At 40.8% G+C, this 14,288-nt stretch carries 8 protein-coding genes; 4 read left to right on the top strand and 4 right to left on the bottom strand.

Annotation, left to right across the window (positions count from 1 at the left end):
• Positions 1 to 270: 270 nt before the first annotated feature.
• From recD to J536_RS10630, 3 genes are all read right to left on the bottom strand, one after another.
• On the bottom strand, positions 271 to 2,022 hold the full coding sequence (gene recD, locus J536_RS10640; RefSeq protein ID WP_032062874.1) for an exodeoxyribonuclease V subunit alpha: 1,752 nt from the start codon (positions 2,020 to 2,022) through the stop codon (positions 271 to 273).
• 108 nt (positions 2,023 to 2,130) lie between these two features.
• Positions 2,131 to 5,829 (bottom strand): UvrD-helicase domain-containing protein, encoded by a 3,699-nt coding sequence (locus J536_RS10635; protein WP_032062872.1) that lies wholly within the window; start codon positions 5,827 to 5,829, stop codon positions 2,131 to 2,133.
• 3 nt (positions 5,830 to 5,832) lie between these two features.
• On the bottom strand, positions 5,833 to 9,468 hold the full coding sequence (locus J536_RS10630) for an exodeoxyribonuclease V subunit gamma (RefSeq protein ID WP_032062871.1): 3,636 nt from the start codon (positions 9,466 to 9,468) through the stop codon (positions 5,833 to 5,835).
• 168 nt (positions 9,469 to 9,636) lie between these two features.
• On the opposite strand from J536_RS10630, the gene J536_RS10625 reads away from it, so the two are divergent.
• On the top strand, positions 9,637 to 10,143 hold the full coding sequence (locus J536_RS10625) for a hypothetical protein (RefSeq protein ID WP_016142355.1): 507 nt from the start codon (positions 9,637 to 9,639) through the stop codon (positions 10,141 to 10,143).
• Positions 10,144 to 10,165: 22 nt separating this feature from the next.
• Here J536_RS10625 and J536_RS10620 read toward each other — a convergent pair whose 3' ends face one another.
• Positions 10,166 to 11,584, bottom strand: a complete 1,419-nt coding sequence (locus J536_RS10620; protein WP_032062870.1) for a phosphate--AMP phosphotransferase — start codon at positions 11,582 to 11,584, stop codon at positions 10,166 to 10,168.
• 209 nt (positions 11,585 to 11,793) lie between these two features.
• Between J536_RS10620 and J536_RS10615 the strand changes: the two genes are divergently transcribed.
• The 3 genes from J536_RS10615 (at position 11,794) to J536_RS10605 (ending at position 14,276) form a co-directional block, all read left to right on the top strand.
• On the top strand, positions 11,794 to 12,501 hold the full coding sequence (locus J536_RS10615; protein WP_032062869.1) for an FFLEELY motif protein: 708 nt from the start codon (positions 11,794 to 11,796) through the stop codon (positions 12,499 to 12,501).
• A 147-nt stretch (positions 12,502 to 12,648) separates the two neighbouring features.
• Positions 12,649 to 13,596, top strand: a complete 948-nt coding sequence (ubiE, locus tag J536_RS10610; protein ID WP_002114829.1) for a bifunctional demethylmenaquinone methyltransferase/2-methoxy-6-polyprenyl-1,4-benzoquinol methylase UbiE — start codon at positions 12,649 to 12,651, stop codon at positions 13,594 to 13,596.
• Positions 13,597 to 13,607: 11 nt separating this feature from the next.
• A complete protein-coding gene (locus J536_RS10605) occupies positions 13,608 to 14,276 on the top strand; it encodes a ubiquinone biosynthesis accessory factor UbiJ (RefSeq protein WP_032062867.1) in 669 nt (222 codons plus the stop codon).
• The last annotated feature ends 12 nt before the right edge of the window (positions 14,277 to 14,288 follow it).

Genomic DNA, 14,288 nt, shown 5'->3' with positions numbered 1-14,288 from the left:
AACATGGTGAAAAGTAGAATATAAAAAAGCCCTGTAGTCTCTCCCAAAACTACAAGGCTTAGCGGCTGTAAGTTTCCTCTTTATACACCTACTTCATTGTAAGTTCGCAGTCTCTCGACTTAAGTTATTATTATTGTGCGATTTTGCCCGACATTCCGTGCCAAGCTCGTTGTGCGTTTATAATCTCAAAAACACGGGGTGTACTCTAGCAGCAAATATCTCGAATCTATGTAAGCTTTTTCTTACAAGGGTAAAAATATTAAGTTTGTCTTAACGAACTAACCGATTAACTTTTTGAACTAAACCGCTTTTTCGTGTAGTACGAACTGTAAAGGACTGTAGTAAAGCTTCGGGATGAACCAAAAGACTGACTACTTTTTTAGCACGTGTAATCGCAGTGTAAATAAGCTCTTGGCTTAATAAATTCTTTGCGGCTTGATCTAAAACGACAGCAGTATGTGTAAATTCAGACCCTTGCGATTTATGAATCGTTAAGGCAAATGCACTCTGAATACTTTTAGGCAATCGATTTGCAGCGACCCATTTATTCAAACTTGGAAAATATACTTCAAACTGCTGTGGCTGAGTTCTATGTTCAAAACACAAACCAATGTCACCATTTGAAATACCGAGCTGATAGTCGTTATAAGTCATCATGACCGGACGACCGACATACCATCCCCCTGCCGTCACTATTGAAAGTTGCTGTTGCAACCAACGCTGTGCATATTGGTTTAACTGCTGCAATCCAAACGGACCATGACGAACCGCGGTTAAAATCCGGTAGTCATCAAATGCTTTTACTACGTTTTGGACCTGTTCAATCGAGCGTTCTTCTTTTAAATAATTTTTTAGACTCTGTACATACCCTTGGAAACCGAGCATTAGCTTTTGATAATAGAGATCTAGGTCTAATAGATTCCCTTCTGGTAAATATTCAAGCTGAACAACATCAGGCATATCTCTTTGTAGAAGTATAGGTTTTAATTCTGAAGCTTGAACAATATCAATTTCAAACTGCTGCAAAACCTCTACATGGTCTTGTTGATAGCTTTGTGCCTGAATAAATTTGGCCACTTGTCCAATCAACGCACCTTCAGCAAAACGACGACTGGTTTGTAATTGTACTCGGTTATCAGCCAACGCCTGTATTTGTTGCAAATCTGCAAGAACAGCTCCGACATCGACAGAAGCGAGCTGATTTGCATCTCCTAATAAAATAATTCGACAAGACTCAGGCACTGCTTCGAATAGAAGAGTAGCCAGATTTAAATCCAGCATGGAAGCTTCATCGACGACAATCACGTCATAAGGCAAAGGCTGTTTTTGATTAAACCGTGGTGTCTGGCTATGTCCCATCCCCAACAAACGGTGAATCGTTTGTGTTCCCTGATTTCTGAGCTCTTCACTAACTAATCCGGACTCAAACAATTTAGGATCGTTAAATGAGTTCTGTAAAGCCTCTTGCATTCGCTGTGCTGCTTTACCTGTTGGAGCAGCCATCGCCACACGAATATGAGGGATGGCTTGGCTAAGTACAGCAATAATACGAGCCAGCGTATACGTCTTCCCTGTCCCCGGCCCACCCGTAATAATACTCAAACTTTGCCGAGCAACCATTTGTAAAGCTGCCTGTTGATGAGGATCGGTAAGCAGGTCTAAATAGTCATCACAAGAGACTGGTTGAATTAATTGTTGCTTTAATCGACAAATTTGTTCTGCGAGTCGTTGCTCTAGGTGCCAATATCGGTATAATGCCAACCCCTGCTCATCGTAGACGCACGGCGCAACTTTTAAGGTTGCTTGATCGGCAGATATAGCAAGCTGACCAAGTGCTGCAATTTGCTCTGAACTGATATCAATACAGCTATCGCCTTGTAAGCTCGCTTCAATAAGCTGCTGCAAGTAAGAAGTGGCTTCTGGTACTTGCGATTGTTCAGTAAATGGAGCCTGATTTAAGAAGTTACTCCACGTTGTTAACCAACTTAAATCGGCTTGTTCAGGGCTGTTTAGATTGTCCACACACTTATCCACCTAGTTTTCCACACGCTTGTCCACATGGTTATAGACAGGCTTATCCACATGTCAAGTATTTGTTAATCTTCAATTTACGCTTTTTATCAGCATTTTTCATGCTATTTTATCCTCAGCAAAATACCCCAAAATGGCATCAAGACGAAGGATAAACTCGACGCTAGGTTGCCAGTAATAATACCCCTGCTCCGCTTCACCATTCATACCACGTAAATAAAGATAAGTTGCCCCACCTAAGTGTTGCTCAATCTGGTAATCCTGCATTTTGACTTGCAAATAGCGATGTAACGCAACGAGATATAAACCTGCTTGTAGCCAGTAACTTGCCAAAGACATGCTTTGAGCAATGTTATCACTACGATAATCTGCAAGATCATCACCTAAGTAATTACTTTTATAATCGGCAATGTGGTAACGCTGCCCATCAAAATAAACCAAATCGATAGAACCATTGAGGTAACGTGCTGAGCGAGCCTCAAGTAATTCCGGCATATTCAACCCATACTCAGCGAAGAGTTGCTGAATACGTGTCATTGCTAAAACTCGATCTGACAGTGCCAAATAAAAAGGAAACTCTGACAAATACTGTTCTTGTTGAAGTTGATTGAGTCTGAAACCTTGATAAAGCGGTGTTCGCAAAATATCTTTTAGCCAGTCTGCAACTGACTGGTAAAGCAGATTCTCAGCGTCCTCTTGCTCAGGGAAGCTCTCGTTATATTTATTAAGTAAATCTTGCCAAAGGCCACTATAGTCATTTTTAAAACGCCGACGTATTTCTATGACCCAGTCATCTGAACATTGAAAATCAATATGTTCAAATATTTCATGCAAGAAATTACCGGCAAGCGTTCCTCGCGGAAAGTTACTCTTTATCCAGTCAATTGGCTGAGCCCTGCTTGCTTCAGCAGTGTTAATTAAGTCTAACTCATCTTCTGCCAATACAGCATCATTGCTCTGGCTGGCCAATAAATCCGTGCCAGCCTTATGTTTTAAATGCTGTGCCAAGTAACTGAAACTGGTTTTCCCTCTCGAATAAAAACGTTGTTCAGGGAATCGTTGTGCTTGTATTTCAATAACACTGGTTTGCTTGGTTAAATGAATTGCTTGTGGAATCTGTTCCAAAACCATTTCATCCTTACAGCAACGGTGCTGAAAAGGTTCAGTTCTATTTTTCCAAAAAGCGAGACCTGATACTGACTTACCATCAAGATCTTGTAGAACAGCATAGACGCGGTGGCTTGCTCGCGTTAAAGCGACATACCAAAGTCGATTCTGTTCAGCGAGCGCTCGTTCTTCATGTTGCTTAAGTTCTATTTCATTTAAATAAGTTTTGTCAGCAATCGCAACGACACGTTGAGTCAAAGTCTGGTTTGAGGCCGGTTTGACAATATCTTGGGTCGAAAAATTGAGTGTTTTATTATTTTCTCGAAAGGGCTTATCTGCACCTAATAAAAATACAATCTTAAATTCCAGCCCTTTTGACTGGTGAATTGTCATGAGCTGAACACCAGCTTCACTCGATAATTTACGTTCTAACTCCCAATCACGGTCAAGAGGAGAACGCAACTGTTTGAGATACCAGTGATAAAGGTTCTGAGCACCTGAGTATTTCTCACTGTGCTGACTCAAGATTTCAGTTAAATGACGCAAGTTCACCACAACCCGTTCATTATCTTTACTTTGAGCTGCAACCAAATTTTGCCATATATCAAACTGGATGAGGCATTGTTGCCATGCCACTAAAAAGCCTTGAGCGGACCACAACTCTCTAATCGTGTCAAAACCAGTCATAAACTGGCTTAACCCTTCGGCTGTCTGCTCAAGCTGCAAGAGTTGTTTTAAATCCATGGCAAATAGACGGCTAATTAAAGCTCGCTTCACTTTTGCCTCATCGTAAGGATGAAGTATAGCGGTCAACAAAGCACCCACATCTTGAGCAATCGAGCAATCGAAAACACTTCGTTTTGATGGCCTGTTAACTCGTATTCCTAAACGCTCTAGCTCAAATTGAACTTTATCCAGCCCATCATGATTACGAGACAATACCGCAATATCGTCTTCATTTAAGGTTTGAGTCTGAGCATCTTTTTGAAAATATAGTTGTCCGGCATGTGACTGGTTAAGTAGATCTCGAATCTTCCATGCAACTTGCTGAGCCTCTGTTTCTTTATCTTTGAGCATTAACCAGCGCAAAGGGTAAGGATTATGATTGTTCTGCTCAATCAGTACAGGATGAGGTCGAGTGCCCGCTCGAATTGGGTCATATTGAACCTCTTCACCAAAGTCGATTTGTCGTTGAAATAAGGCGTCAACCACATCAACCAGATCAGCAACGGAACGATGGTTATGAATTAACTTATATTCGCGGCCATGTTTGGCTTGAATATCTTTATAGGCATTTAAGAAGGTGAGCATATCCCCACCACGGAAGCCGTAAATCGCCTGTTTACGGTCCCCCACCATAATCATGCAGCCTTTTTGGTAGCGCTCTGGATGGCGCCAAATACTCGCCAACATGTCGTCTTGATCTTGGTTGGTATCCTGAAATTCATCGACCAAAATTAAGGGATAACGCGCTTGAACAAATACAGCAAAACGTTGCCCCTGCTCACCTTTTAAAGCTTCTGAAAGTGTACGAATTTGCTGAGAAAAAGTAGTTTCACCTTTATTTTGCAAAACCTGTGGTAAACGTTTTTTAACCTCTACACATAAATAAGCTTTTAAATAAATATGAAGCTGGTCGAACTGCTCGGCGTAGTTTTTCAGCATACCAAACAGCTTCTGAATTTGCTGAATACAAGGATGCTGATAGAAACCATCTGAAATTTCAGCAGGGCATTTTTTGAAAACTTTTTGATCGGCAAGTTGACCTAAAAACTTAAAAATAAGTTCTCTTTGTGCGGCTAATGACCAGTCAAAAACTAAAATAATGTCGCTTTGCTTTAGAACTTGTAGTAGCTGCGGTAAACATTCACTAAATAGTTTATTAAATGCCCCATTTCTAAATACTGTTCCGCTCACATGTTTATAGTGCTCGCCATCAAGCAAGTAATATGCTTCTAAAAGGCTGATATCAATTTCTGTCGCTAATTGTTTGAGCTGAGCAAGCTGTTCAAATTGAATGGTTGGTTTTTCGGGAAGCTTAAAATGAGCCGAACTAAAATTCAGTGAGTCTTCAACGAGTTTGACAAAACTGTCGACACTCTTAAGCTCACCTGCCAAATACAACGCATCAATCACAGTCTGAGGTTGAGACTGTATCCATTCACGCAGTACATCATGGATCAGTTGCCGACTATAAATTTTAGCATCATCGGTGATTTGAGCACGTTCAATTTTGCCACTCTCAAAGGCAAACTCACGTAATAGTTTTTGGCTAAAGCTATCGAGTGTTCCGACAAATAGTTCGTCTAACTGATCTATAACCAATTTCAAACGTTCACACGCATAGGCAATACGCGTCGCAAAATGCTTTAGAATATGCTGGAGTAATAAATCAGGTTCTTGCTCTGCCTGCGTAAGTAATTCTTGTTCTGTAAAACTACGCTTGGCATCTAAATAACGGTACGTTTCAACCAAACGTGCACGAATACGGCTTTTTAACTCAGCAGCAGCAGCACGGGTAAACGTGGTCGCAATGACTTGTCTAGGCAAGTATTTTTCAAGAAAGATACGGACCATCAAACTTGATAAGGTATAGGTTTTTCCTGTACCTGCCGAAGCTTCAATTAAGTGTAAGCCACTAAATTCAATATCAATAATAGGTTGATAAGACACCTGTACTCTTGAGTTCATGTCTTACTCCGAATGTTGAAATTGAAAAACCGGATGATACAGATCATACGCAAACTCATCACAAGCATGTTGAAGCAAAGCTTGCGCATCTTGTTCTTGTAAAATAAAGCTCCAGTCTCGATGCAACTTGCAAGCTTCATTTTGAGTCATATCCATTGTGGTAAATGACCCTGTCTCATTCCAGTATTTTAACAGCTCAGTGTAGCTCTTCTCATCCAGTTTTGCTTTTTCTGTCTGATTTGTTGTTTCCCACTGATATGCTTTGGCTTTTTCTAATGGCTTTAATAATAAGGCTGCTGGTAGAACCAATGGTTGTTGCTGTGCATGACGCCAGATTTTAAACCATGGCTGTAAATATTGCCGAGCTTGCTCAGAACTTACACCACTACAAATCACAGTTTGATCGCTAAAAACCACAATACGGCGCTTTTCAGCTCCTGCACTTCCCTCATTTAAGTAAGCTAACCAAAGTAGGTGTTCCAACCAGACTTTGGCTCGTCTTTTTGCCCGAGCGCTTGAAGGTTCCATACTCACCCAATCCCGAGTTTCAGACTTTGGAACCGTAATATTCATATGAAGTTGTTTAGCAATTCGCCAAATACGCTGAGTTGTTTGTGTCACTGCTGGTGCATAATGGTGAAGGCGTTCAAGCAAACATTCTTGCTCAAACACACCTTGTTGCCATGCGCTATATTTGACTTTACCTACAGGCAGCTGATCAATTAATACTTCAGGTTGTGCGTGCTGGTCAGATTGTTGTAAAAAATGTCGAATCGCATAACGCCCTAAACCATCTAATAATAACGGTTCATTTTGGTCGAGCACTCCGACACTTCCTAAGTTTTCTACCCCTAAAGTTTTCAAATATAAACGTGCAGGGAACGTCACATCCTGTATCCACTGCTGGCTCTCTAAAACCAGCATGTCAGGCGCTTGTAGCGGATAGGTCGTATTTGCCCAAGGTTGGCGACTTCCTGAAACTTGCTGAATTTGTGAAGCGACCTTAAACCAGTGATCTTGGTAGCGAATAACACTTTTTTCGACAGTAAAACCTTTCGGGTCAAAGGGCTGTAAATCATGTAAGTGATAGAGTTGTTTTAACTGTGATGGAATCTCAATTCCTTCAACAACTACATTTTCAGGTACATCGTTTTCAGCTTTCACAATCAAGGCAAGATGTTCACGGAACTCTTGAAGAATACTGGAGGGTTCGCGCACCTCGCCATCGTTCACATCAAAGCCGTTATAAAACAGCCATAAATTTTCTTGGGCTAATAATAAAGCATCTAAAAAAGCACCTTGATCATCTTCAAGTCGAGAGCGGTCGCCTAACTGTTGGCGCAGTGCATCCATCAAATCAAATGGAACGTGTGTATCACGGTTTGGAAATTGTCCTGCATCAAGATTTAGCATCACCATTAAACGATAAGGTAACGGTCGAATATGTCCAATTTGAGCAAAGGTAATCTGCCCTGTCGGTTCAGCTTGCGCACTTTGGCTTTCTAAAGTCCGTTGAATTTCTTCAATAATATAAGGCAGAGGCAAGGTAATTTTGCGCAAAGTTCCTGTTTCTGTCTCGGCGTAATAACTTGCGAGTGTCAACATCCGTTCTTGTTTTTTAACAATTTCCCGCACAGCCTTTAAAGCTGCAACACCGACCTGCTCAAACTCAACAATATCTTTGCCTAGCACTTGGAGCCAATATTCAACCGTATAGACTTTTCCTTGTTCATGCAGAGTCAGCCAATCACGGCGCTCATTTAAATCTTGATAAATCTGAATAAGTGTACCAATCAGCTCGAAATCGCTCGGTTGAACTTTGGCATAACTCAACACCTGATTAAACGTCGCATGTACAGGCACGGCAATGCCAAGAGCCAATCGCTCTAAGGCAAATTTAAAGCTATATCGATAATCATCATCACCGTCACACAAACTGCGCTTGAGATGCTCTGCATCAAGCCCTCGTTTAAAGCCCGCATCGGCAAGTAAATTTAAAATTCGCTCGACCTGAACATACTCAAGTTCGTAACGTTGCTGGGTCGCATGCAAGCTTAACCAATCAGCAAAATCATCAAAGCTAAAACGGCCCTGCATCAGTTGAATACGCCCAATTACGGCACGCCAAGCATTAAGTGCATCAAGTGATGCAACACCTGCAATTTTCACTGGCAAATGTACACCTTGCTCAGTGGCAGTAGCGGGAAATACACTTCGAATTAAAGGCTCTATATCAGCCAAATTAGGAACTAGAACTAAAATATCGTTTGGACGGCGCGGCTGTTCATGCGGTTTAGCCAACCAACCAATCAATTGCTCTTTTAGTACTTCAAGCTGACGTAAAGTCGAATGACAAACATGAATCTGAATAGAGTCATCGTCTGGAGCGAGTTCATATTGCTTAGCTTGCGGTTCTACCAAATGCAAAATATCTGACTGAACTTTACCGAGTAAACTTTCTGGGAAATCATCTACAAAAGCATCAACCCACTTACCTTCCTCACCTGTAGATAAATTCGATAATAAAGAAAAGTGGTCGCGGGCTTGTTTACCCAATCTGGTTAAAAGCGGATGTCTAGACTCACGCGCTTCAGCATTAAAATTGAGTGTGAATTTATTAAAGAAATCGCTAATTTCAGCATCAGTAGCCTTTGGATTTTTCGCAATAAAACGCTCTTTTACCCCTAAGTCATAACGCTGTTTCCAGAGTGGATCGACACTATCGGCCCAATATTCTTGTGAAGGGTTATAGTGCAAAATCAAGACATCAATATATTGACCTAAACGGCGTAAGAACTGTAACTGACTTGGCGGCAAATCTAATAACGTAAAGATCACCACTTGATTAGGTAATCTTGAAATAGCACGCTTACCACGGTCTGGATGATCTAACTCTTGCCAAAACAACGCGTCAATTTGCTGCATCTGCACAAAATCATCATGAAAATGTTGCTGCCACAACCAACGCTGCCAACGCTCTAGCTCCTCAGTTTGATGTAATGCAAAAGCAGTCACTTCTTCATCTTTCTGCACAATATATTTTTCAATATCGAGTGCTCGGCCCTGTCCCCAAGCAGACAACCAGTTTTCCGGACAGGTACAACTATTTTCACAACCACGCTGGCACTGTCCACGATAAATCATATAGTTGCTAAATAGATCGGCAACCTGCTCAGCGACCCAATACAGCATTTTTTGTTTTTTTAATTGTTTATCTATGCCTTGTTCGAGTCGATCTGCACTGTCATAAATACGCTGAACAATAGAATGTAAAGGATGCGACGTATCGATGCTCATCGTGTCAGGTTGAATAAATTCGTGTAGAGCCTGATGCACCCGCCATTTAAAAATCAAACGCGGGATGTTCGCTTTACGGACCTGTTCTTTATGCGCAGTTAAAACTTGCTGATAGGCAAACCATTGGAAACCTCGTACCCGTTGGTGAAACTGGTAATTGGCACTCATGCCTTGCTGTTCTGCAAGTTTTTGTATCAGCCACTGCTCGACCGCAGGACTTGGAACAATAAAATGTTGGGTTTTCAAAACCTGTAATGGATGCGTTGAAGCTTGAGATGTAGACGCCAATACACCTTGCAACAACAGATCAATACGTTGACTTTGAATAACATGGATCCCCATTTATTTCATTTCCTGCTTGCATAATTTATGCACAAAATCATAAACATTCATTACTATACAACTGAATCTGACTATGTCACGTTGGTTTAAACACAGCATAATTTAACTCAAGGTGTCACTTACACTTGGTTTGAATGACGCCATCAAGAACTTATACAGGTAGACATTATGAAAATTGACAAGATTCCTGACTATATTGATCCTAGCCTAAATCTGGAACAAATTCGCGATGAGTGCCATGATCTCATCAAAAAAAGAGCTTACGTCTCAGCCGGAGCGGCAATTGTACCGATTCCTTTTTTTGACGTGGCGGTAGATTTGGGAATTTTGTCGCACCTGATTCCAGATATCAATTCCCGTTTTGGTTTAGCACCTGAGCACGTGAGCGTTTACGACCCAAAAACTAAAACTATTCATTGGGATGAGTTACGTAAACGCGGTTTTGAATTTTCAGGTTTTGTAGTCGCACGTACTACCGTTAAAAAAACATTTAACGGCTTTTTAGGCAAAATCGTAACAAAACAGGTGACTAAATTTATACCGCTAGGCGGACAAATTGTAGCAGCAAGTTTAGGCTATTTCATGATGAAAAAAATAGCAGAAACTCATCTGAATGACAGTTATAACCTTGCAAAACGTATTCAGCAAAAAAGCCGTGGCACTATTGTAAATTAATGTTTGCCTTGTAGCTGAGAGCTTAGTCTGCTCTCAGCTGTTTTAAAATGGCCTTCAATACTTCCAGACGTGCCGTATATTTATCATCAGTTGCAACGATATACCAAGGTGCATATTCAGTACTGGTTCGCTCAAACATATCGGCTGCTGCCTTTAAATAATCATCCCACTTATCACGATTACGCCAATCTTCTGCGGTAATTTTAAAACGTTTATGCGGTGTTTCTTCTCTGGCCTTAAAACGCTGCTCTTGCTCATCTTTACTAATCGCTAGCCAAATTTTTACTACAATCGTTTGACTATCAAATAAATCTTTTTCAAAGCGGTTTATTTCATCATAGGCACGCTGCCATTCTAAAGGTGAAGCAAAACCTTCGACACGTTCAACAAGCACACGCCCATACCAAGTCCGATCAAAAATCGTGATTTTTTCAGCTTCATTAATGCGGTTCCAAAAGCGCCATAAGTAAGGATGTCGTGCTTCAAAGCGTTCAGGTGCACCAATACAATGAATATCATATTCACGTGGGTCTAAGTTTTTAACGATTCGCTTAATGGCCCCACCTTTACCGGCTGCATCCATGCCTTCAAAAGCAATCACGACATTACGTTTATCAAAACGCATGACATCGGCAATTTTCTTACTCAGCTTATCCAGCTCTTTTTTATATTCAGCTTTTTCAAGTGGTTCATTAGAAGGTTTTAATAAACTCTCTGGAATTTTAGCTTGCTGCCATTTTCCTTTAACTTCAGTTTCATGCTCTGGAAGTTGACGCATGTGTTGTAAAAGGTATTGAGCAAAAAATTGATCACGCTGCTTTTCATCTTCGCCATCAATAATGTACCAATCATCGGTAAAACGACGGCGTAACTTTTGCAAAGTGTCATATTGTTTTTTATTACGCCAGTCTAGACCATGCAGCTTATGCCAGTGTTGCTCTGACGGATCTATTTTATCTAAACGTTTTTGCAGCGATTTCCATGATAGATCGAACCAGACTTTAACCACATCGACATAGTTATTTTTTAAATCTTGTTCAAATGCCCGCATATTTTCAACATATTCATCAAAGCGAGAATCATCTAAAGGCTCGGAAACATGCGTTGCGGTGACGAGCAAATCACTATACCAATTGCCAAACATCACCACGATTTGACCTTCAGTCGGAATAAACTCCGAGTAAGATTGCCAAAATGCTTCTGTGTCTGTCAGCACACGTGGCGCGTCTGCTTTGACTCGTAAATATCGTGGATCTAGCCACTCACGAAGCTGCTTAACGGCCTCGCCTTTTCCAGCCAGTTCAATACCACTCATTAATATCAGTGTGCTTTTAGCGTTGGGTTTGCCCCGACTTTCTTTTAACGCATATTGTGCTTCAATCAAATCGACTGAAAGCTGTTCTTCATCACGAATCTCAAATTTTGGTTGTTGTTCACTCATAGTCCACGGCTCTAATCTTTTATTGTTTAATTTCGATGATCTTTAACTTATGCGGTTAAATGATGAATTGCTATACAAATTATGTCATTGCGACAAAATTCTGTTTAAAAATTGACGCATGAATCATTTTTTTTACATCTACTCGCCATAGTACAAGGTTACAATGCCTTTTATGATTTTTTGCAAATAGCCCAATATTAGAGCCTTAAATGTCTAAACTCGCTGCTTTTGATGATCTTTTACAACAATATAAAACATTTAATTATCACGATAATCCTGTGCTTGTCCAACGTTTGCAAGATGTACAAACATGGCTAAAAGAGCGGATGAAAGATACGCATCACGACTTTTTTAATTTGCCAGCGCACAAGCTCATGTCAGAGTATTTTTTAAATCGTTTATATGGCGGTCCAGAGTTTGATGCTTTAGCAGCTCAAATTGAACGCCTATTGAAATATGCGCATAAAGCCGAAAAAGTCTTACCTGAAAATGCAATTAAAACAGGCACTAAATCGGTAAGTTTAGCTGTACTTGCAACTCAACTTGATGAGCAAGTAGCAATGCAACTTCTTGAGGACTATCCGGCAGATACCGTACTCACTGATGAGATTATGCGTTTAACCTTAATCAAGCTGGATCAGGCCGAAGCTCGTTATCAACAACTTGCTCTTCTTGACGATTTAGGTGCAGCACTCGATAAATACATGCGCTCATTTATGATGTTTACTGCTTTTAAAATGTGTAAAGGTATTGCCCAAAAATATCACTTCGAATTGATGTATGATTTCATTCAAGATGGTTTTAGTGCGATGAAACCGTTAAAATCAGCCGAGACCTTTATCAAGACTTTTACTGAAAAAGAACGCCAGATTATTGAAAATGTACATTCAGGGCATCCGAATCCGTTTAGAGTGTGATAAGGTCGGCACATAGAAAAACTCAACCTCACGAAGTTGAGATTTTATTCATTATATTTGCATGATGATGCCTGTAAAAATAGACAAAATCTGTCATCATGCAGAACTTATTCCGTTTCACTTGAGTTTGAGTCTAGGAGAGACAATATGTCTAACGAAAACCAAAAGCCAACATCTCCAACTGAGCAGGCACAAAGTTCAGACAAAGTTAGCCCATTCCTAAGCTCACCTTTACCTCAAGGTACTCCTCAAGGGCAACAACAAACTTTACAGCAAACCTTAACAGACACACCTGTGAATGGTTCTGTACCTAAATACAATTTACCTCGTGGTGCTGGTAATACTGGCAACGTTGGTGAAACCACACACTTTGGTTACTCAACTGTTAGAACTGAAGATAAAGCACAAAAAGTTGCAGAAGTTTTCCATTCAGTTGCAAGCAAATATGACTTGATGAATGACTTGATGTCATTTGGTATTCACCGTTTGTGGAAGCGTTTTGCAATTAACATGTCTGGTGTTCGCCGTGGTCAACACGTGTTAGACATTGCTGGCGGTACAGGCGACTTAGCAAAAGTATTTAGCCGTGAAGTTGGTCCGCAAGGTCATGTTGTACTTTCAGACATTAACGAATCTATGCTCAATGTTGGCCGTGACCGTCTAATTGATGCAGGCTGTACCAATGTTGACTTCGTTCTTGCCAATGCAGAAACTTTAGAGCCTTTTGCAGACAACAGCTTTGACCTTGTAACCATTAGCTTTGGTTTACGTAACGTGACAGATAAAGACGCAGCACTTGCATCTATGTTCCGTGTGTTAAAACCAGGCGGCCGTTTACTGATTCTTGAATTTTCTAAACCTGTATTTGAGCCATTCTCGAAACTTTATGACCTCTATTCATTCACCGCTTTACCGATCATGGGTAAATTGGTTGCGAATGACTCAGAAAGCTATAAGTATTTGGCTGAATCAATCCGTATGCACCCAGACCAACGTACTTTAAAAGGTATGATGGAAAATGCTGGCTTCCAGAACTGTGACTATCACAACCTTACTGCAGGTATCGTTGCTGTTCACCGTGGCTTCAAACTGTAAGGGATAACGATATGTGGTCGATTCTGGCACTCGGTGCAGTCGAACGTATCATTCATCATCTGATAGATCTGGATGCGGTTACTCGCATTCAGCTTAATCAGTTACAGGGCAAAATGTTGCGTGTTGTGATTGATAGCCCGCAGCTTTCTGTCGATGTGTTCTTTGACCAAGAAAAAGTACGTCTTGAACCTACCGTAACAGGTCATAGTGAAAAGCCTTCTATTTTTGAACAGCGTCCTTTTGATGCCCAATTAAAAATTTCTGAAGCAACCGCAACTTTGCATGTTAAAGATGTCGTTGAACTGATTAAATTATTGATCAGCGATCCAGACCAGATTGGCAATATCCCATTGCAAGGTGATTACCACCTCCTACAGGATATTCAAAAGATTATGCAGCAAGCTGAACCTGATTTAGCTGCGCATTTATCAAGATGGGTCGGTCCTCAACTCGCTCATGAAATTGGCAAGATTCAACTTGCACCAAAACATTTAAAACGCTCGGTGCAAAGTCATCTATTTTTCGCAGAAGACGCATTAAAAGAAGATAGCGGTCTATTTGCCCCTCGTTGGGAAATGGACGACTTAACTCAAGCAACTCGCAAGCTTAATCAAGACATTGACCGTCTTGAAGCAAGATTGCAGCAACTCAATGCACAACTACAACCCTCTCAAGACTAGGTAAGACTGTAT

Source organism: Acinetobacter sp. 809848 (assembly GCF_000581275.1).
In the GTDB taxonomy this organism is placed as follows: Bacteria; Pseudomonadota; Gammaproteobacteria; order Pseudomonadales; family Moraxellaceae; genus Acinetobacter; species Acinetobacter pittii.
Note: the sequence above shows the minus strand (reverse complement) of the source record. Positions and strands in the feature narration are given on the sequence as shown.